Origin of the sequence: Streptomyces sp. E11-3 (assembly GCF_046540415.1) — a bacterium.
Taxonomy (GTDB): domain Bacteria; phylum Actinomycetota; class Actinomycetes; order Streptomycetales; family Streptomycetaceae; genus Streptomyces.
Window position 1 is genome coordinate 70,675 of sequence record NZ_JAZGRL010000002.1, and the last position, 18,672, is coordinate 89,346.

Sequence of the window (18,672 nt, forward strand, 5' to 3'; positions counted from 1 at the left end):
CTTCACCGGGCACTCCAGCGGGCGGGTCCCTCCCCCGCTGGCAACGCGTCGTGCAACTGGTCTCGACCCGCCTGCTCACTTTGAGGCGACCGCTCTGGCGACGGGACCGCGCCAGGCGCCGCGGGCGACTCCGAGCGCGGCCTGTCAGCGATACCGGCGGGTGTTGAGCCGGGCGGCCTGGCGCGTCAGGTGGTCGCGCTCGGCGAGGTTGGGTGCCTTCTGGGCCGCCTCGGCGTACAGCTGTGCCGCCGTCGCCAGGTCGCCGTCGCGCTCGTGGAGGTACGCCGCCACCGCGGTGTGGCGGGGCAGTGAGGCATCCAGCACCGCGAGCGCCGCCAGACCGGCGCGCGGTCCGTCGGCCTCACCTACGGCCACCGCGCGGTTGAGCCGGACGACCGGGCTGTCGGTGAGGCGGACGAGTTCGTCGTACCACTCGACGATCTGTACCCAGTCGGTCTCCTCGGCGGTGGGCGCGTCAGCGTGGAGTGCCGCGATGGCGGCCTGGGCCTGGAACTCGCCCAGCCGGTCGCGGGCGAGGGCCGCCTGCAGGATCTTGACGCCCTCGGCGATCGAGTCGGTGTCCCACCGGCCGCGGTCCTGCTCGGCGAGCGGCACCAGGCTGCCGTCGGGGTCGGTCCGGGCGGCGCGCCGGGCGTGGTGGAGCAGCATGAGGGCGAGCAGCCCCGCCACCTCGGGGTGGTCGATCGCGGCCGCGAGCTGCCGGGTGAGCCGGATGGCCTCGGCGGCGAGGTCGACGTCACCGGAGTACCCCTCGTTGAAGACCAGGTAGAGGACGCGCAGCACGGTGGCGACGTCGCCGGGCTGGTCGAAGCGCACGCCGGAGACGGTGCGCTTGGCGCGGCTGATGCGCTGCGCCATGGTCGCCTCGGGCACCAGGTACGCCTGGGCGATCTGCCTCGTGGTCAGCCCGCCGACGGCGCGCAGGGTGAGCGCGACGGCCGACGAAGGCGTCAGCGACGGGTGGGCGCACAGGAAGTAGGGCTGGAGGGTGTCGTCCACCGAGGGCGCGGGTCCGGGCGCCGGCTCCTCGTCGACGAGGTCCTCACGCCGGCGGCGGGCGGTGTCCGCGCGGGCCTGGTCGAGGAACCGGCGCCAGGCCACCGTGACCAGCCAGCCCTTCGGGTCACGCGGTGGGTCGGCCGGCCAGACGCGGACCGCCTCGACCAGCGCGTCCTGGACGGCGTCCTCGGCCGCCGCGAAGTCGGCTCCGCGGCGGACGAGGATCCCGAGCACGCTCGGTGTGAGGCTCCGGAGCAGTACCTCGTTCACGCCAGGGTCACTCCGTGATGGTGGGCGGCTCGGTGAGGAAGGGGCGCAGCTCGAGCCACTCGTGGATCGGCTTCCCGCCCGCCCCAGGGGCGGCGGACAGCTCCCCGGCCAGCTCGACGGCGCGCTCGTAGCTGTCGACGTCGATCACCATCCACCCGGCGATGACGTCCTTGGTCTCGGCGAACGGGCCGTCGGTGACCGGCGGGCGCCCCTCACCGTCGTACCGTACGAACGTGCCCTCGGGCGCGAGTGCCTGGCTGTCGACGAACTCGCCGGTCTTCTCCAGCCGGTCCGCGAAGTCGCGCATGTACTGGACATGGGCGGCGATCTCCTCGGGCGTCCACCGGTCCATCGGCACGTCGTTGACCGAAGCCGGAGCGCCGCGGTAGTGCTTGAGCAGCAAGTACTTGGCCATCGTGTCTCTCCCGGTACGGGTGCGGCCCATTCTGGCCGCGTTCACTACGGGGACGGAGCCAGCCACGGATTCTTGACATCGCCGCACGATTTTCTTGGCTCTCGTGGATGAGCCCGGGTGAGCCGTCTCGCGGTGCCCGGGGCCACGTCGCGGCGCCAGGCGAGACGCAGCGAGGCCTTCCAAGATCAGCAGTGACCAAGCAGCCGAATCAAGGCTGTCCTCGCGTGTGTCACTGTACGTGCGGTCCTGGCGCGTCGCGGTGTGCTCGGACCGATGAGTTGTTCAGCGTGGCGGGCTTGTACGTCGTCGACATCACCCGCGATCCCAACACTGGCGGTGGACAGGGTCTGGTGGTGCTGGCGGATCTGGCACTACCCCGAACCGGTGACGGCTGAGAGCGCGTCGGGGCGACCGTCCCGTAGCCCGTGAACGGTCACATCGGCGACGTCAGGACGATGTCAGGCAGAAGGGGTGGCCAGCCGGATCCAGGAGCACCCGCCAACGTCCGTCGCCGGGCTGATGGTCAGGCTTTGCCGCGCCAAGCGCCAGTGCCAGCTTCTCCAGCGCATCAAGGTCGTCGACGCGGAAGTCCAGGTGGAACTGCTGTGGCACGTCCTGACCCGGCCACTGCGGGGCCCGGTATCCGTCGACCCGCTGAAATCCCAGATCACAGCCGGAGCCGTCCGTCAGAGCGACGAACTCATCCGAGCTGAAGAGCTCGCGCATACCCGTCAGCTTCCCGTAGAAGCCCGCCAACGTCTTCGGGTCGGCACAGTCCAGGGTCACCCCGCGCAGTACGGCACCCGGCACCTTCGCTCCCTCGTCTTCGCACGTCTGTGTCCGCACGTCTGTCTCCGCACGTCTGTCTCCGCAGGCGCCGCTGTGCGCGGTCGCCGGTCCACAGTCACACCGTACGCGTCACGCCGACCGCGGAAGTAGCGGTTTTCCCTCGGCCACCACCGTCGAAATTTCGACCCGGCGGACTGATGGAAGGACGTCACGTGGTCGAGTGCGGCATCGACTGCCTCAGATGGGACGGCGCCGCGGCCACCAGGTACGAGTGTTTGCCGTCCGCCACGAGGCGACTCGGCTGTCCTTCCATGGGCCATCAACGACGCATTCCTCGCGCCACTGCTCGGCCCGCGCCTCCAGCACCACACGGCGCTCCGCCACCCACACCAGCACATCCGCCACCCCGAACTTCCCTTTCCTGGCGTGATGTTCAACCTCCCTTCCGGAGCGAAGCTGATGGGTTTGGGAAGTGCTGGGTCTATTGCCAAGTCAGCATCATCGACACCGGCATCGGCTCCCAGCGCCGGGCGCGGGCGACATGGCCCACCCTGATCGGGTGAGCTTTGCCGCCTGAAGGTCCAAAGTTCCAGCAGGTCAGCGGAGAGTGGACGGGACGTCAGGCATCGCAACGGGGCGGAGCACCGTTAGAGACTCTTCCTGGCGAGCCAACATCGCAAAGGAGAACCTGTCGATTTCCAAGCAGAGATCGACATCGTCTGGGTGGTATCCGCTCCGCAGCCCACCGGCGAGGTCTGCCGCGGCACGAGAAGTCCTCGCGCGGCGGAGATACGGGGCCGCCTCGACATCGCCTCCGGCCATACATTGACCAATGTATTCAGCGCAGGCCAGGTCCTCGTCGGCCTGGCCTCCCTCGCCGGTGACGACGAACGTCACCGGACCGGAATCCTGGCTCTGCAGAAACCGCGCGGTCGGGCCGGCCACCACGAAGCTCGCGCACAAGACCAGCGGCGCGTCCGCGACGGCCAGTGCGCCCACGGTTCCTGCCGTCGTCTTCTGCACCAGCGTGCGACCAGCGAAATCGCATGACCTGAGCAAGCCAGGTGAGTTCACCGCGTCGAAGCCCGCTGCTGGAGCGCCGTCCTTCAATGCCAGCCAACCCGAGCGGCTCTCTTTCAAGGCAAGTGCCTCACTCTCCGTTGAGGCTAGGACGATCCTCTCGACGCCACGCGAGAAGGCCCAGGCAGCCACGGTGAAGGCACGCATGACGTCGACGACGACTGCGACACGGGGAACGCTGGTCAACTCTGGGATGCCAACGAAGTGATGGTCCATCGCGCCATTCTGGCGCCCCTGGATCATCCGCAGGGCACGATTGATACGGCTGCCGTCGGCATGACGGTTAGAGAACCAGTCAGGCCTTGTTCAGCCACGCCTGGTGGGCCGAAGGCCATGATCGAAGGGATGAACAGCAGGGTCTGCGGGCCCGCGCCCATGCGGTCAGGACGTCGGGAGAAGCAGGTCATCCACAGACCTGAGAGCGCCGCGGCGAGCCCGCACGCGACCGGGAACCGTCCGGCCGCTCGATGCAGGCCGGGGCGCCGACGGCGGATGGAGGGGACGAACTGGAAGGCGGGCGTTCTCTGGTGTGACGTCCGTGTCTCCGGTCAGTTCGGCGAGGCGGAAGGCACCGGCGAGCGAGGGGACGACGGCGAGGACGAGCAGTCCGGCGAGCGCGAGCCGCTGGGGCGTGGGGGAGGTCACGGGGCCTTCCCAGGGGCGAGGCTTGAGCGACGTACCGGGAAGCGTGTGGCTCACCGCTCCCGGCGGTAGAGCCGCATGGTCAAGGGGCCGAACACGGCCACGAGGACGGCGCAGATCATCAGCACCCAGCCGATCTCGACAGCGGCCGCATCCCCGTGCATCAGGCCGCGTACGGCCGTGACCAGGTGGGTGAGGGGATTGATGTCGACGAACGCCTCCAGCCAGCCGGGCAGCGTGGCGGGGTCGACGAAGACGTTGCTGACGAAGCTCAACGGGAACGTCACCAGGATGCCGAGGAACATCACCGACTCGGGGCTGCGGGCCAGCAGTCCGAGAGTCGTCCAGACCCACGACAGGCTCCAGGCGAACACCAGCACCAGGCCGACTCCGGCCAGCACACCGGGCAGGCCCGCATCGGGGCGGAAGCCCAGCACCGTACCGAGGCCCACGATCATCGTGGCCGTGATCGCGTAGCGGCCCAGGTCGGCCAGCAGCGCCCCGACCAACGGGGCCGGCCGCCAGATCGGCAGCGACCGGAACCGGTCGAACACCCCCTTGGCGATATCGGTGTTGAGCGCGACAGCGGTGGACTGCGTGGTCATCGTGACCGTCATGACCAGGATGCCGGGCAGGACTTCCTGCAGGTACTCGCCGGTGGAACCGGCCAGCGCTCCGCCGAACAGATAGGCGAACAGCACCAGCATCATCACCGGGAACACGGTCACATCGAACAGTTGGTCCGGGAGATGCCTGATGCGGACGACCGCTCGCCAGCTGAAGGCGAGTGCGGCCGCCGGTGCGCCAGGGCGGGCCGGAGGGGTCCGGGCCGACAGTGCCGAGTGGAGCGGATCGGCCACGGCGACGGCGTCGCTGGCGGTGGCGGCGTGGGTGGCCGGTGAGGCCGGGACGGTGCTCATGCGGCGGTCTCCTCCAGGGGTTCGGGGGTGGCGTTGTGGCCGGTGAGGGCCAGGAAGACCTCGTCGAGGCTGATCTGGCCGACACCGAAGTCGCTGACCTCGATACCGGCGTGGGTGAGTTGGCTCAGCGCCGCACCGGCCCTGCCGGGATCGTCCAGGCTGGCCGACAGGGCCGCCGGGTCCGTCTCGCGGTGGACCGGCACGGTCAGCGCCTGGGTCAGGATCCGCGCCGCCTCCGCTCGCCGGGCCGGGTCCCGGAGCCGTACACGTACCGCCCCGGCGCCGACGGATTCCTTGAGTTCGGCGGTCGTGCCCTCGGCGATGACCCGGCCGCGGTCGATGACCGCCAGCCGACTGGCCAGCCGGTCGGCCTCCTCCAGGTACTGGGTGGTGAGCAGGACCGTGGTGCCGCCGGCGGTCAGTTCCCGCACAACGTGCCACACCTGCGCGGGGCTTCGCGGGTCGAGCCCGGTGGTCGGTTCGTCGAGGAACAGCAGCGGGGGCGTCACCACGAGGCTCGCGGCGATGTCCAGGCGGCGGCGCATACCGCCGGAGTAGCCCTTGACCCGCCGGTCCGCTGCGGGTTCGAGCTCGAATGCGGCCAGGAGCTCACGGGCCCGCTCGGCGGCGGCGCGGCGACGGTGGCCGAGGAGCCGCCCCATCAGCACCAGGTTCTCCATCCCGGTGAGGTCCTCGTCGATCGAGGCGTACTGGCCGGTCAGGCTGACGCGAGCGCGTACCGCTTCAGCCTCGGCGACGATGTCGTGGCCAAAGACCCGCGCCTGTCCGGCAGTTGGCCTGATCAGGGTCGCCAGCATCCGGATGGTGGTGGTCTTGCCGGCCCCGTTGGGCCCGAGAAAGCCGAAGACGCTGCCTTCCGGGACTGCCAGGTCGACACCGTCGACGGCGACGGTGTCGCCGAACTGCTTGTGCAGCCCCTCGGCGTGGATCGCGTACCGGGCCATGGCTCGCTCCTTATAGGTATTTACGTTGTAAACTGAGGGGTGTAATGCGCCCTGTGCGGTGGCGTGGTGGGGCTCCGGGCGTCGTGGTGCTCAGAGTGCGGCGGCGCTCAGGGTGCGGCGGCGCTCAGGGCGCGATGGTCACCACGGTCTTGCCTCGCGCATGGCCCTCGCCCTGCCCAGAGAGGGCTGCCGCGATCTCCGTGAACCCGTAGGTGCGCCCGATGACGGGCCGCAGCTCGTCGGACTCGATCAGCTTCGCGAGCGCGGTGAGGTCGTCGGGGTTCGACTTCGCCAGGAACGGCTTCATCGTCGGGCGGCCGCGCGGGGAGGAGAGCGCGACCCGCAGGAGGTAGGGCAGGGGCCCGAGCATGTTGCCGCCCGGCATGCCGCTGGCGGCGACGTAGACCCCGTCGCGGCCGAGCACTCTCCGGTAGGCCGACGGGGCGTGGTTCCCGACGAGGTCGAAGATGACGTCGTAGCGCACGTCGCCCCGCGTGAAGTCCTCTTTGGTGTAGTCGACGACCTCGTCGGCGCCGATCGAGCGCACCAGATCGAGGGCGCCGGTGCCGCACACGCCGGTCACGTGCGCACCGAGCGACTTCGCGATCTGCACCGCGAACGTGCCCACGCCCCCGGAGGCTCCGCAGACCAGTACGCGGTGGCCGACCCGCACGCCGCCGGCGTCGCGGAGTCCCTGGAGCGCCGTGATCCCTGCGAGCGGCACGGCCGCCGCCTCCGGGTACCCCAGGTTGGCCGGTTTGGATGCCAGGGCGGCATCCTCGGCGACTACGGCGTATTCGGCATAGGCGCCGTCGGGCAGCTCGCCGAACACCTCGGCTCCGGGACTCCACCGCGTGACCTTGGAGCCGACAGCCTCGACGGTCCCCGCCACATCCTTGCCCCTGACCCGCCGCTTCGGCCGCGCCAGGCCGAGCCCGAGCCGGAGCACGTAAGGACGGCCGACCAGCTGGAACCAGTCCGCCGGGTTCACCGACGAGGCGCGCACGCGCACCAGGACCTCGTGGGCGCCGGGCTCCGGCCGGGTGACGTCCCGCAGTTCCAGCACCTCACCCGGATCGCCGTAGCCGCGCTGCACGATCGCTCGCATGTCGCCCATCCCACTGTCACCCATCCCGACGTCGCTCATCCCGATGCCACTCATCCCGCATATTTACGCTGTAAATTTACGTCGTAAGTTACGCTTCGGGTCGCAGACCGTCAAGGGGACGGGGTACGAGGACGAGGAGTGTCACCTGTGCCGACGCGGAACGGCCCGTCGACCGGGCCCCGTACGCCGTTGAACCGCGACCGGGTGCTCGACGCCGGTATCGCCCTGGCCGACGCCGAGGGCATCCGCGCCGTGACGATGCGCCGACTCGGGCGGGAGCTCGGCGTAGAGGGCATGGCGCTGTACAACCACGTCGACAACAAGGAGGACCTGCTCGACGGCATGCTCGACCGTGTCGCCACCGAGATCGAGCTGCCGGACAGCGGCGCGGACTGGCGGGACCACGCGCGGCGGCGCGCGATCTCGGCGCACGCCGCGTTCCTTCGCCATCCCTGGTCGGCCGCGCTGTGGACGGCCAGCATCAACCTGGGACCGGCGCGCATGAGCTACCTGGACAGTGCGCTGCGCGGCCTGCGCGAGGCGGGATTCCCGCCGGACCTGCTCGACCGCGCCTTCCACACGATCGAGAACCACATCGTCGGCCACGCGCTGCAGACGCTGGGCTTCTCTCTCGACCAGGGCGAAATGGAGGAGATGGGCGCGGACCTGCTGCGGTCGTTTCCGGTCGAGCGGTACCCCGATCTGGCGGCGCACATCCGCCACCACCTCGACCACCAGGGCGCCGGCGACGCGTTCGAGTTCGGACTCGCCCTGATCCTCGGCGGCCTGGAACAGATGCGCACCCCGGCCTGACAGCAAACCGGACACCGGTGCCACGAGGTGTCGGGAGCAGCGTCATCAGCCGGGCGTCGGCTTCGCGCCAGGGGTGCGTCGTTCGCGAGTGCGTCGGCGAGGCCGGAGGTGGAACTGCCGAGCATGCCCCGAGACTTCGAGGACGCGACGGGCCGGAGAGCCTGCCGACCACGGCGAGCTGACACAGGAGCGCGTGCCGGTCTCGGCCGCGGTGCCCACGGCGGGCCGGGGCGCCCCGGCGAGGACAGCGGCAGAGGCAGAGGCAGCCCGCGTACGGCCAGTTGCGATGTCACTCTGCGTTCGACAGAGGAACTGCGCTCGTGGCGCCCCCGACGTGGGGTGCCGGGTCAGTCTGCGACCGGAGCGTCGGCGAGGCCCACCCTGGCGCCGACGTCATCGTGGTGGGCGGCGCTGAGCACGGCGTCCAGCAGTCCGGGGAACCTGGCGTCCAGGTCGTTGCGGCGCAGTTTGACGAAACAGCGGGTGCCTTCTTGGCGGGTTCGGGTGACGCCGGCATCGCGCAGCACGCGCAGATGGTGACTGAGTGTCGATTTCGCCACGGGGGCACGCAGCTCCCCCCATCCTCGCTCTCGACCGTCGGCAAGTACGCGCGCCAGCCCGACACGGACCGGGTCGCTGAGGGCTGCCATCACCTCGATGAGGGTCATCTCGCCCGGCTCGGGGTGGCGTGCTTGTTTCATGACGTCCATGCTAGCTTATTCGATGTTTCACGAACATCGAACGAAGGAGAGATGTGGTGCCCACTCAGCCGTACGAGGACTTCACCGGCAAGGTCGTCGTGGTCACGGGCGCCGGATCGGGAATCGGCCGCGCCACCGCCCACGCCTTCGCCCGCGCCGGAGCCCACGTGCTCGGCGTCGGTCGGCGCAAGGACGCCCTGGCCGAGACCGCCGCCGAGCATGCCGGGATCGTCGCCCACGCGGCCGACCTGTGCGCTTCGGACGCACCCCAGGAGGTGATCGAGGCCGCGGTATGCCGGTGGGGGCGCCTGGACGTGGTGGTCAACAACGCCGGTGCCACCAAGCTGATGCCGCTGGCCGAGACCACCGCCGACGGCATCGCCGCCCTGTTCGGCCTCAACGTCACCGCACCCAGCCTGCTCGCTCACGCCGCCCTGCCGCACCTGCGCCAGGCCAAGGGCTCGATCGTGAACGTCTCCAGCACCTACGGCCACCGGCCGATGCCCGGCGCCGCGCACTACGCCGCCTCCAAAGCAGCCCTGGAACAACTCACCCGCAGCTGGGCAGTGGAACTGGCCGCCGATGGTATCCGCGTCAACGCTCTGGCCCCTGGCCCCACCGAAAGCCAGGCACTCACCGCTGCCGGACTGCCCGAGGCGACGGTCGAACACATCAAGCAACAGGAGGCCACCCGCATCCCCCTCGGCCGCCGCGGCGAGCCCGACGAGGTCGCCACCTGGATCCTGCGCCTCGCCGATCCGGCCACAACCTGGCTGACCGGACAAGTCCTCACTCTCGACGGCGGCTTGGAACTCACCTGACCAAGCCCGACCACAACAAGACGGGTCTGACACACCTCACAAGCCGTTCGTCGCCGGTACGTCGCACGGGCCTCCGGAGATAGCGCACCGGCAGGGGCATGGCCAGCTCACACAGCTCCACGAGCTGATGCCACTCGGGTCCGTTGCAAGCCAGCCGGGACATCTCCACCCCCAGGACCAGGCCCACGTGGTCCAGGCCGACCTCGGGGTCCAGTCGCCGAGATTCTGGCCTTCCGACCAGGCCGGACGCCGACTGCCCGAGGTCCTCGTCGATCACCAGCACCTGTGACGGCGCCCAGCCCAGATCGACGGCCCGCCGCGTGAGTCCGCCCGGACCGTTCTACGGCGCCGACACCGTCACCGGCTGAGGGCGACCGCGAACAGGGCGAAGGCGAGCACGATCACGCCCACGCGGACGTAGTGGTAGCGGTCCCAGCGACCCGCCTGTTCCTTCCAGTCGGCGGGCCTGCTCTCCGCGGTCCAGGTCGTGGCCCGGTTGTTGATCGGCACCAGCAGCAGCAACGACATCACCACGCTCACCGCCAGCAGCGCGGTGGCCGCCGTGGCCAGCGAGGCGCCCGCGCCTCCCCAGGCCACAGCGGCCCAGACCGCGCCGAGCGCCATCGCGCCGATGTACCAGACCGGCATGACCCGACCGAGCACCCGGCCCCCGTCGCTGCGGGCGGCGATGCAGCTGCCGTCGGGGAGCCGGTTCAGGATCGGGTTGACGAACACCGCCACCGCGAACTCCACGCCCACCATCATTCCGACCACGACGACCGTGACGACTGCCAATGCGTTCTGCATGACCCCTCCCCAGGGCTGGTTCTAGCAGCGCTAGATTCTGATGCAATGCTAGGCATGTCGTTGCTCGATTGTCTAGCGGCGCTAGAATCGGAGCATGTCCACACAGGAACGCAAGGAACGAGAGCGGGCCAACCGCCATCAGCTGATCGTCTCCACGGCCCGGGAACTCGCCGAGGCCCAGGGTTGGGACGCGGTCACCACGCGCAAGCTCGCCGAGCGGATCGAGTACAGCCAGCCCGTCCTCTACAGCCATTTCCGGGGCAAGCGCGAGATCCTCGGGGCGGTCGCGTTGGAGGGCATGGCCGAGCTGACCGCTGCCCTGCGCGCGGCGGTGGCCGAGCAGCCCGCCGGACGGCCGGCTGCGGCCGCACTGGCCCGCGCCTACACCGACTTCGCCACCGGCAGCCCGGCGCTGTACGACGCGATGTTCAGCCTCGACAACGGCCTCCCCTTCGCCTCCGAGGCCACCCCCGCACCCCTGCGCGAGGCCTTCCAGGCCCTGCTGGACCCGCTGGAGGCGCACGCGGGCCCGGACGAGGAGCCCGGCGTCTACGTCGAGACCTTCTGGGCCGCGCTGCACGGCCTGATCACCCTCACCCGCGCCGGCCGGCTTCCCGCCGACCAGATCCCCAGCCGTCTCACACTCCTGGTCAACCGCTTCGTCGGCACCGAGGAGTAGCCCCCCGTGCAGTAGTCCCTGGGGGTTCGCCGTGCGGTGGTGGGGACCGTACCTCCGTACGACCGAAGCTCATCCCTCCGGTCGTGCTGGGTCTACGGCTCGGCCCATGTGACCGGCACCTTCGCCGACACCGGGGTGACGGTCGAACGCCTCTCGCCTCAGGACCAGATGGGCTGAGCGCGACGCGGCCGAGCGCCTCGTCCCCCGTCGACCGGCTCGTAGGGCGCGGAGCCGGGCCGCTTGAACAGCGGCTCAGTCAGCCGTCGTTCACTGGTCGCGGGCCGGCACCACCATCACCTCGGTGCCCGCCGCGCGTATCGCCCGGACCTGCTCCGCCGCCAGGCCGTCGTCCACGATCAGCAGATCGAAGTCGGTCAGCGGCGCCAGCGCGTAGAGCCCGCCGTGTGCGAACTTGGTGTGGTCCGCGACCAGCACCCGCCGCGCCGCGCACTCCATCATCGCCCGCTTGACCTGCACCGTCTCCGGCGAGGTGTGATAGCAGCGGCCGTTGGTGACGGCCGTCGTGGACATGAACAGCACATCGGCGCGAAAGGCACGGACCGCGTCCGCGGTGTGCAGTCCCATGAACGCGTCGTATGCCGGGAAGTACGCGCCGCCGAGCGTGATCAGCGAGATGCCGGGTTCCTTCGCGAGCGTGGTGATGGCCGGCAGTGAGTTGGTGATCACGGTCAGCGGGGTGTGCTCGGTGGCCTGGTGCGCCAGGAGCAGGCAGGTCGTGCTGTCGTCGAGCAGCATGGTCTGGCCGGGCACCAGCAGCGTCGCGGCGGCCCGCGCCAGCAGCTGCTTGGTCTGCGACATGGTGCCCATGCGCTCCGCGACGCTGCCGTGGAACTGCGCCGACGGCAGCCCTGTCGCGCCACCTCGTACCTTGCGCAGCCAGCCCTGTGCCTGCAGGGCGTCCAGATCGCGGTGCGCGGTCATCAGGCTGATGCCGAACTCCTCGGCGAGGTCCGCGGTGCGTACGAAGCCGCGGCCGATGACGGCCTCGCGTACCTGGCGCCGCCGCTCTTCCTGAGCCTCGATCCGGTCCATCGCCGCGCTCCCTCTGGTGTCCGTGACCTGTCGCGCCATGTCCTGTGCGTGGCTCGCGTGTGAATTCGCCGCGTTATGTTCGCACGGATTTAACGTACCGCTCCCGAGGAGTGCGGTGTCCGCGTGCGGCTCCGGTCCGACGCAACACGGCAGGCCGCTGCGCCAATGGGAAGATTCCGGCCGCCATTGACGCCCCTTTCCGGCCAGCTGTTCCATCAGCTCGTCCGTCCCTCCTGCCCCCGCCGCAGAAAGGGGAGAGTCGATGACGACCCCTCCGCCGCGTTCACTGATCACACGCCTGGGCATTCCGCCGACCCTCGCCTGGGGCTACCTCGGGCTGCTCCTCTTCATGATCGGAGACGGGGTCGAGTCCGGCTATCTCTCGCCGTACCTGATCGACCAGGGCATCTCGGAGCCCCGGGTCGCGCTGCTGTTCACCGTCTACGGGGTCGCCGCGGCCATCGCCGCCTGGCTCTCCGGAGTGCTGTCCGACCTGTGGGGCCCGCGCCGTGTCATGTGGGCCGGTCTGGGCATCTGGGGCGTCTTCCAGCTCCTCTTCCTCGTCGCGGCCATCCCCATGACCAGCTATCCGCTGATGATGCTCGGGTACGGTCTGCGCGGCCTGGGCTACCCGCTGTTCGCCTACGGGTTCCTGGTCTGGATCGCCTCGGTGGCGCCGCGCGTCCGGCTCGGCACGGCCATGGGCTGGTTCTGGTTCGCCTTCACCGGCGGTCTGCCCACCCTCGGCTCGCTGGTCGCCAGCGGACTCATCCCGCAGATCGGCCCGTACGCCACGCTGTGGTCCGCGTTGGTGCTGGTGGCCGCGGGCGGGCTGGTCGCCCTGCTGCTGGTCCGTGACGACCGGGGCGGCAAGCGGCCGCGGGGTGAGGGCGAGGGTCCGCTCGCCACGCTCCTCGGCAGCGTCACGGTCCTGTGGCGCAATCCCCGGGTCGGCGCCGGGTCGGCCGTACGGGTCATCAACACGGCCTCGCAGTTCGGCTTCTTCGTGATCATGCCGATCCACTTCACCAAGACGGTCGGCTTCAGCCTCACCGAGTGGCTGCATCTGCTCAGCGCGATGTTCGCGACCAACATCTTCGCCAACCTGCTGTTCGGCGTGGTCGGCGACCGGTTCGGCTGGCGTCGGACCATCGCCTGGTTCGGCGGCGCCGGCTGCACCGTCAGCACCCTGCTGCTCTTCTACGTCCCCGACGCGGCGGGCGCCAACTTCCCGCTCGCGCTGGCCGCCGCCGCGCTTTACGGCGCTACGCTGGCGGGATATGTACCGCTTTCGGCGCTGGTGCCCTCGCTGGAGCCGCGGCACAAGGGACAGGCGCTGGCCGCGCTCAACCTGGGCGCGGGAGCCAGCACCTTCGTCGGCCCCGCGGTCGTCGCGATCTTCGTCGGGCCGCTCGGTGTCGAAGGGGTGGTCTGGATCTTCGCGGGGATGTACGCGGTGAGCACCGTACTCGCGCTCTTCCTGAAGCTGCCGGACGACGCGGGTGCGGCGGACGTGGACAGTGCGACGGAGGTGGACAGTGCGGCGGGCGTGGACAGTGCCACGCCAAGCTCCGCGACCGCCGCCTCCGCCCCGGCGTGAAAGGACCCACTGATGTCCGTACTGACCATTGACGTCGGCACCACGGTGATCAAGTCGGTCGTCTTCGACGACCAGGGCCAGGAGATCGCGGTGTCCCGGCTGGCCACCGAAGTGCTGCGGCCGCACCCCGGCTGGGCGGAGCAGGACATGGACGCCGTGTGGAACGCCGTCGTCCACACCGTCCGTAGCGCCCTGTCCGGGCTGGCCGACCCCGTCTGGCTGGTGTCCTTCACCGCCCAGGGCGACGGCGCCTGGCTCGTCGACGAGCACGGCCGTCCCACCGGACCCGCGATCCTGTGGTCCGACGGCCGGGCCGGGGACCTGCTCACCACCTGGCAGCGCGAGGGCGTCCTCGAAGCGGCCTTCCGCCGCAACGGCTCGCTGACCTGCGCCGGGATGCCCAACGCGCTCTTCAGCTGGCTCGCCGTCCACGACCCCGACCGCCTGGCGCGCTCCACCACCTCGCTCACCGCCGCGGGATGGCTCTTCCTGCGCCTCACCGGCGTCCGCGCGAGCGATGAATCCGACGCTTCCGCCCCGTTCCTCGACCACGCCACCGGGGACTACGACCCGCAGATCCTCGACCTGTTCGGCCTGAGCGCGTACCGCCGGCTGCTGCCGACCGTGCTGGGAGAGTCGGAGCGGATCGCCGAGATCACCGGCGAGGCCGCGGGCCAACTGGGGCTGCCGGCCGGGCTGCCGGTCGTGATGTCCCCGTACGACATCGCCGCCACCGCCCGCGGCGTCGGCGTGGTCAACCCCGGCCAGGCGTGCAGCATCCTCGGCACCACCCTGTGCACGGAGATCGTCCGTACGGACGTGGACACCAGCGGCGAACCGTCCGGCATCAACATCGCCTACCGCGGCCGCGAGCGGGTGCTGCGCGCCTTCCCCACGCTCAACGGCGCCGAGGTGCTCGGCTGGGCGGCGCGCACACTGGGACTGTCCGGGCCGCCGGAACTGGCGCAGCTGGCCTTCGAATCGGAGCCCGGCGCCCACGGGCTGATGTTCCTGCCCTATCTCTCCCCGGCCGGTGAACGCGCGCCGTTCCTCGACCCGCGCGCCCGCGGTTCGTTCTGGGGCCTGTCCCTGCAGCACTCGCGCGCCGACCTGGCCCGCGCCGTGTTCGACGGACTGTCGCTGGTCCTGCGCGACTCGCTGGCCGCGGCCCGTACGGAGGTGAGTGAGCTGCGACTGTGCGGTGGCGGCGCCAACAGCGACGCCTGGTGCGCGCTGATCGCGGATGCGACCGGCGTGCCGACCGCCCGCTCCGGCGATACCGAACTGGGCGCCAAGGGCGCCTTCCTCACCGGCCTGGTCCACTCCGGCGCCGAGAGCAGCATGCACACCGCTGCCGCCAAGTACGTCCGGATGCGCAGTAGTTGGGAACCCGACCCGGAACGCGCGCAGTTCTACGTCGCGCTGTACGAGGACTTCATCAGCTGGCGGACGACCGCCCGCGAGGCCGGCTGGCGAGGCGGCGCGCAATGGCGGGGAAGCCGCGCCGCAGGCCCTGGCGGGCCCATACGTGACGGCGACCGCATCCGCACTGCCCCGGGAGACATCCATGTCTGACACTCCGTTCGCCGACCACTCCCCCGGTTCGCTCGACGGGATCTGGCTGGGTCTCGACCTCGGTACCCAGAGCGCCCGCTGTGTCGCCGTCGACGGCACCGGACAGCTTCTCGCCGCCGCCTCCCGGCCGCTGACCAGCCACCGCGATGGCGTACGCCATGAGCAGGACCCCGAGCAGTGGTGGACCGCGCTGTCCGCCGCCTGCCGCACGGCCCTGGACGGACTCGACGCGCGGCGGATCCGCGGCCTGGCGATCGACGGCACCTCCGGGACGATTCTGCTCGCCGACGCCGCCGGCCGCCCGCTGACGCCCGGCCTGATGTACGACGACGGGCGCGCCGCCGACCAGGCGGCGACCGTCAACGAGGCCGGTTCAGCGGTCTGGCGGGAGTTGGGCTACCGCAGCATGCAGCCGTCCTGGGCGCTGCCGAAGGTGCGCTGGCTCCTGGACCATGACGCCGCGGCGGCCGACGCGGGGGTCCGGCTGCTGCACCAGGTCGACCTGATCACCTGGCGGCTGGCCGGGCAGCAGGTCGCCGCCGACGCCAGCCATGCCCTCAAGACCGGCTACCACCTGGTCGAGGAGCGCTGGCCGCACCAGGTCATGGCCGAACTCGGCCTCCCTGAGGGACTGTTGCCCGATGTCGTACGCCCGGGCAGTGTGCTCGGTACCGTATGCGCCGAGGCCGCGGCTGCCACCGGCATCCCCGAGGGCACCGTCCTGGTCGCCGGTATGACCGACGGCTGTGCCGCCCAGATCGGCGCCGGAGCCCTCGAACCCGGCGCCTGGAACTCGGTGCTCGGCACCACCCTCGTCTTCAAGGGCAGTAGCCCCCATCTGGTCCGGGACCCGGCGGGCGTCGTGTACTGCCACCGCGGGCCGGGCGAGAGCTGGCTGCCGGGCGGCGCCTCCAGCAGCGGCGCGGGAGTCCTCTCCCAGCACTTCCCCGGCGAGAACCTGGACCTGCTCACCGAGCAGGCCGCAGCCCTCGGCCCGGACGCGGTCGCCTACCCCCTGGTCTCCACCGGCGGTGAACGCTTCCCCTTCCGTGCCCCCGAAGCCGAGCCCTTCGTCCTTGGCCATGTCCCCACCCGTGCCGCCGAGTTCCACGCGTATCTGCTCGGCGTCGCCTGCCTGGAACGGCTGTGCTTCGACTATCTCGACCACCTCGGCGCCCCTGTCGACGGGCCACTCACCCTCACCGGTGGCGGTGCCCGCAACCGGTACTGGTGCCGGCTGCGCGCCGAGGTACTCGGGCGCCCGGTACTCCTGCCGGAACAGGCCGAGGGCGCCATCGGCATGGCGGTGCTCGCCGCCACCTCCAGTGGCGCCAGCCTCCCCGAGGCCGCCGACGCCATGGTCCGGATCGGCGCGGAGATCCATCCGTCGCCGGCCCGCACCGCCCGCTACCTCCCCGTCTACCTCCGCTTCATCGACGAACTCACCCGCCGTGGCTGGCTCGACCAGACCGTGGCCGACCACGCCCGCAGGAGGGCAGCGCAGTGACCGACTTCATCCTCGTCCGCCATGGCGAAACCGTCTGGCACGCGGAGAACCGCTACACGGGACGCACCGACGTGCCGCTCACCCAGCACGGTCGCGAGCAGGCCGCCGCGCTCGCCGAGTGGGCCGTCACCGCGGGGCTCACGGCCGTCTGGAGCTCCCCGCTCTCCCGCGCCCGGCTCACCGCCGCGCCCGCCGCCGACGCCTGCGGCCTCGTCCCGCGCATCGACGAGCGTCTCTACGAGGTCGACTTCGGCCAGGGCGAGGGCCTGACCAGAGACGAGATGCGGCAGCGCTTCCCGCAGCAGCTGGCGGACTTTCTCGTCGACCCGGTCGCGAACCATCTGCCCGGTGGCGAGGATCCGCGCAAGGCCGCCGCACGCGCCGCCGACTGCCTGGCCGACATCGCCCGCGAACAGCCGCGCGGCCGAGTCCTCCTGGTAGCCCACTCCACCCTGGTCCGGCTTCTGCTCTGCCATCTGCTGGGCATCCCGCTCGCCGACTACCGCCGGGTCTTCCCGCAGTTGCTCAACGGCGCCCTCACCGAGATCCGGGTCGAGAACGGGCAGACCGCGCTGCTGCGGCTCAACGCCCCCGCGCTGGCCCAGACCCCCTCCTTCCACTGACCGCCCGGCCACTTGCCCGCACCGTCCTTCAGGAGTAACCCGCCCATGAGCACCACCGTCCTGGCCGCCGGCAACCACTTCATCCGCCCGAGCCTGTTCACCGAGGCCGTGCGCACCGCCGCCGGGGACCTGCCGCTGGATGTCCGCGAGCTCCAATTCCCCTGGCCGCACACTCCGTTCGGCCCGGTCGCCGAGGTCATCGAGGCATCCGGCAGCGAAGAGCAGATGATCAAAGCCCTCCAGGGCGTACAGATCTGCATCACCGAGCACGGCCCGCTCACCGAACGCATCCTCGCCAACTGCCCCGACCTGAAGCTGTTCTGCACCAGCCGCGGCGGCCCGGTCAACGCCAACCTCGAAGCCGCCACCCGGCACGGCGTAGCCGTCTGCTACGCCCCCGGACGCAATGCCACCGCCACCGCGGAACACACCCTCACCCTGCTGCTCGCCGCCGCCCGAGGCGTCGGCGACACCCACACCGACCTGCGCAAGGGCACCTGGCGCGGCGACTACTACGACTACGACACCTGCGGAATCGAGATCGACGGCACGACCGTCGGTCTGGTCGGCTACGGGGCCATCGGCAGCCGGGTCGCCACGGTCCTGCGCGCGATGGGCGCCGAGGTCCTGGTGCACGACCCGTACGTACGGCCCGAGGCACTGGCCGGCATCGCGGAACAGGTTTCTCTGGACGAACTGCTCCGCCGCTCGCGCATCGTCTCCCTGCACGCCCGGGTCACCGACGAGACCAAGGGCATGATCGGCCGCGCGCAGATCGCCGCGATGCCGCGCGGGTCGATCCTGGTCAACTGCGCCCGAGGCGCGCTGCTTGACTACGAAGCCGTCTGCGACGCACTGGACTCGGGCCACCTCCGCGGCGCGGCCTTCGACGTCTTTCCCGAGGAGCCGCTGCCCGCCGACTCCCGGCTACTGACCGCCCCTGGCGTCATCCTGACCCCGCATATCGCGGGCGGCAGCCAGCAGGTCGCGCACAAGGCCGCGGCCATCGTGGCCGCGGAGGTCGGCCGTTACCTGCGCGACGAGCCGCTGGCACACTGCGCCAACCCCGAGGTGTTCACCGCGGGTTGAGGCCGCCGCCGTCCCCGCCGTGCGATGCGGTGCGGTGCGCGGGCGGTGCGCGGGCAGTGGAGATGACGACCACTGAAACCCTTCACTCACTAGTACGTATGGTCATGTGCGCGAGGTCGGCCGGGTGTCCGGATCGGTTGGGTCTTGAGCAGGCGCAGCCTTCGCGGTCGCGCGTTGGAAGGAGGCCATGGTGAG

Annotated in this window: 18 protein-coding genes and 1 pseudogene; 8 read left to right on the top strand and 11 right to left on the bottom strand. The window is 70.7% G+C overall.

Translation table 11 applies throughout. From position 1 onward, the window contains the following. Positions 1–144: 144 nt before the first annotated feature. The 8 genes and pseudogenes from U9R90_RS19075 to U9R90_RS19110 form a co-directional block, all read right to left on the bottom strand. The gene (locus U9R90_RS19075; RefSeq protein WP_411057853.1) at positions 145–1,290 is read right to left on the bottom strand and encodes an RNA polymerase sigma factor; all 1,146 of its coding nucleotides are present in this window, start codon (positions 1,288–1,290) and stop codon (positions 145–147) included. Positions 1,291–1,297: 7 nt separating this feature from the next. Continuing rightward, on the bottom strand, positions 1,298–1,705 hold the full coding sequence (locus U9R90_RS19080; RefSeq protein WP_411057854.1) for a YciI family protein: 408 nt from the start codon (positions 1,703–1,705) through the stop codon (positions 1,298–1,300). 447 nt (positions 1,706–2,152) lie between these two features. Next, entirely contained in the window at positions 2,153–2,500 is a 348-nt protein-coding gene (locus U9R90_RS19085) for a VOC family protein (RefSeq protein ID WP_411059735.1), read from the bottom strand. Positions 2,501–3,091: 591 nt separating this feature from the next. After that, positions 3,092–3,790, bottom strand: a complete 699-nt coding sequence (locus U9R90_RS19090; RefSeq protein ID WP_411057855.1) for a 2-phosphosulfolactate phosphatase — start codon at positions 3,788–3,790, stop codon at positions 3,092–3,094. A gap of 23 nt (positions 3,791–3,813) precedes the next feature. Further along, positions 3,814–4,077: pseudogene (locus tag U9R90_RS19095) on the bottom strand (hypothetical protein); the annotation flags it as partial. Between the two features lie 192 nt (positions 4,078–4,269). Then, positions 4,270–5,136: an ABC transporter permease gene (locus tag U9R90_RS19100; protein ID WP_411057856.1), complete on the bottom strand. Its 867-nt coding sequence runs from the start codon at positions 5,134–5,136 to the stop codon at positions 4,270–4,272. After that, entirely contained in the window at positions 5,133–6,101 is a 969-nt protein-coding gene (locus U9R90_RS19105) for an ATP-binding cassette domain-containing protein (protein ID WP_411057857.1), read from the bottom strand. Before U9R90_RS19105 ends, U9R90_RS19100 begins: the two co-directional genes overlap by 4 nt. A gap of 124 nt (positions 6,102–6,225) precedes the next feature. Then, complete coding sequence (locus U9R90_RS19110; RefSeq protein ID WP_411057858.1) at positions 6,226–7,248, bottom strand: NAD(P)-dependent alcohol dehydrogenase; 1,023 nt, start codon at positions 7,246–7,248, stop codon at positions 6,226–6,228. Between the two features lie 108 nt (positions 7,249–7,356). On the opposite strand from U9R90_RS19110, the gene U9R90_RS19115 reads away from it, so the two are divergent. Next, complete coding sequence (locus tag U9R90_RS19115; RefSeq protein ID WP_411057859.1) at positions 7,357–8,022, top strand: TetR/AcrR family transcriptional regulator C-terminal domain-containing protein; 666 nt, start codon at positions 7,357–7,359, stop codon at positions 8,020–8,022. A 347-nt stretch (positions 8,023–8,369) separates the two neighbouring features. Here the strand turns inward: U9R90_RS19115 and U9R90_RS19120 are convergent, their stop codons facing one another. Beyond that, positions 8,370–8,723: an ArsR/SmtB family transcription factor gene (locus U9R90_RS19120; protein ID WP_411057860.1), complete on the bottom strand. Its 354-nt coding sequence runs from the start codon at positions 8,721–8,723 to the stop codon at positions 8,370–8,372. A 56-nt stretch (positions 8,724–8,779) separates the two neighbouring features. Here U9R90_RS19120 and U9R90_RS19125 point away from each other — a divergent pair, with 56 nt between their 5' ends. Then, positions 8,780–9,544 carry an SDR family NAD(P)-dependent oxidoreductase gene (locus tag U9R90_RS19125; RefSeq protein ID WP_411057861.1) on the top strand — a complete coding sequence of 255 codons (765 nt, stop codon included), beginning with the start codon at positions 8,780–8,782 and terminating at the stop codon, positions 9,542–9,544. A gap of 357 nt (positions 9,545–9,901) precedes the next feature. Here the strand turns inward: U9R90_RS19125 and U9R90_RS19130 are convergent, their stop codons facing one another. Next, complete coding sequence (locus U9R90_RS19130) at positions 9,902–10,351, bottom strand: anthrone oxygenase family protein (protein ID WP_411057863.1); 450 nt, start codon at positions 10,349–10,351, stop codon at positions 9,902–9,904. Between the two features lie 94 nt (positions 10,352–10,445). Between U9R90_RS19130 and U9R90_RS19135 the strand changes: the two genes are divergently transcribed. Next, positions 10,446–11,030: a TetR/AcrR family transcriptional regulator gene (locus U9R90_RS19135; protein WP_411057864.1), complete on the top strand. Its 585-nt coding sequence runs from the start codon at positions 10,446–10,448 to the stop codon at positions 11,028–11,030. A gap of 267 nt (positions 11,031–11,297) precedes the next feature. On the opposite strand, the gene U9R90_RS19140 is transcribed toward U9R90_RS19135, so the two are convergent. Further along, on the bottom strand, positions 11,298–12,083 hold the full coding sequence (locus U9R90_RS19140) for a DeoR/GlpR family DNA-binding transcription regulator (protein WP_411059736.1): 786 nt from the start codon (positions 12,081–12,083) through the stop codon (positions 11,298–11,300). A 262-nt stretch (positions 12,084–12,345) separates the two neighbouring features. Between U9R90_RS19140 and U9R90_RS19145 the strand changes: the two genes are divergently transcribed. Genes U9R90_RS19145 through U9R90_RS19165 form a run of 5 tightly spaced genes read left to right on the top strand, consistent with a single transcriptional unit; the run spans position 12,346 to position 18,477 of the window. After that, the gene (locus U9R90_RS19145; RefSeq protein WP_411057865.1) at positions 12,346–13,683 is read left to right on the top strand and encodes an MFS transporter; all 1,338 of its coding nucleotides are present in this window, start codon (positions 12,346–12,348) and stop codon (positions 13,681–13,683) included. A 12-nt stretch (positions 13,684–13,695) separates the two neighbouring features. Continuing rightward, entirely contained in the window at positions 13,696–15,258 is a 1,563-nt protein-coding gene (locus U9R90_RS19150; protein ID WP_411057866.1) for an FGGY-family carbohydrate kinase, read from the top strand. After that, positions 15,251–16,765, top strand: a complete 1,515-nt coding sequence (locus U9R90_RS19155) for an FGGY-family carbohydrate kinase (RefSeq protein ID WP_411057867.1) — start codon at positions 15,251–15,253, stop codon at positions 16,763–16,765. Before U9R90_RS19150 ends, U9R90_RS19155 begins: the two co-directional genes overlap by 8 nt. Then, positions 16,762–17,388 (top strand): histidine phosphatase family protein, encoded by a 627-nt coding sequence (locus U9R90_RS19160; RefSeq protein WP_411057868.1) that lies wholly within the window; start codon positions 16,762–16,764, stop codon positions 17,386–17,388. The genes U9R90_RS19155 and U9R90_RS19160 overlap by 4 nt, the downstream gene beginning before the upstream one ends. A 45-nt stretch (positions 17,389–17,433) precedes the next feature. Continuing rightward, positions 17,434–18,477: a 2-hydroxyacid dehydrogenase gene (locus tag U9R90_RS19165; protein WP_411057869.1), complete on the top strand. Its 1,044-nt coding sequence runs from the start codon at positions 17,434–17,436 to the stop codon at positions 18,475–18,477. The last annotated feature ends 195 nt before the right edge of the window (positions 18,478–18,672 follow it).

Coding starts and splice junctions, on each gene's coding strand:
- U9R90_RS19080 (WP_411057854.1), bottom strand. CDS start 1,705: ATGGCCAAGTACTTGCTGCTCAAGCACTACCGCGGCGCTCCGGCTTCG.
- U9R90_RS19090 (WP_411057855.1), bottom strand. CDS start 3,790: ATGGACCATCACTTCGTTGGCATCCCAGAGTTGACCAGCGTTCCCCGT.
- U9R90_RS19100 (WP_411057856.1), bottom strand. CDS start 5,136: ATGAGCACCGTCCCGGCCTCACCGGCCACCCACGCCGCCACCGCCAGC.
- U9R90_RS19105 (WP_411057857.1), bottom strand. CDS start 6,101: ATGGCCCGGTACGCGATCCACGCCGAGGGGCTGCACAAGCAGTTCGGC.
- U9R90_RS19110 (WP_411057858.1), bottom strand. CDS start 7,248: ATGAGCGACGTCGGGATGGGTGACAGTGGGATGGGCGACATGCGAGCG.
- U9R90_RS19120 (WP_411057860.1), bottom strand. CDS start 8,723: ATGAAACAAGCACGCCACCCCGAGCCGGGCGAGATGACCCTCATCGAG.
- U9R90_RS19130 (WP_411057863.1), bottom strand. CDS start 10,351: ATGCAGAACGCATTGGCAGTCGTCACGGTCGTCGTGGTCGGAATGATG.
- U9R90_RS19135 (WP_411057864.1), top strand. CDS start 10,446: ATGTCCACACAGGAACGCAAGGAACGAGAGCGGGCCAACCGCCATCAG.
- U9R90_RS19140 (WP_411059736.1), bottom strand. CDS start 12,083: ATGGACCGGATCGAGGCTCAGGAAGAGCGGCGGCGCCAGGTACGCGAG.
- U9R90_RS19145 (WP_411057865.1), top strand. CDS start 12,346: ATGACGACCCCTCCGCCGCGTTCACTGATCACACGCCTGGGCATTCCG.
- U9R90_RS19150 (WP_411057866.1), top strand. CDS start 13,696: ATGTCCGTACTGACCATTGACGTCGGCACCACGGTGATCAAGTCGGTC.
- U9R90_RS19155 (WP_411057867.1), top strand. CDS start 15,251: ATGTCTGACACTCCGTTCGCCGACCACTCCCCCGGTTCGCTCGACGGG.
- U9R90_RS19165 (WP_411057869.1), top strand. CDS start 17,434: ATGAGCACCACCGTCCTGGCCGCCGGCAACCACTTCATCCGCCCGAGC.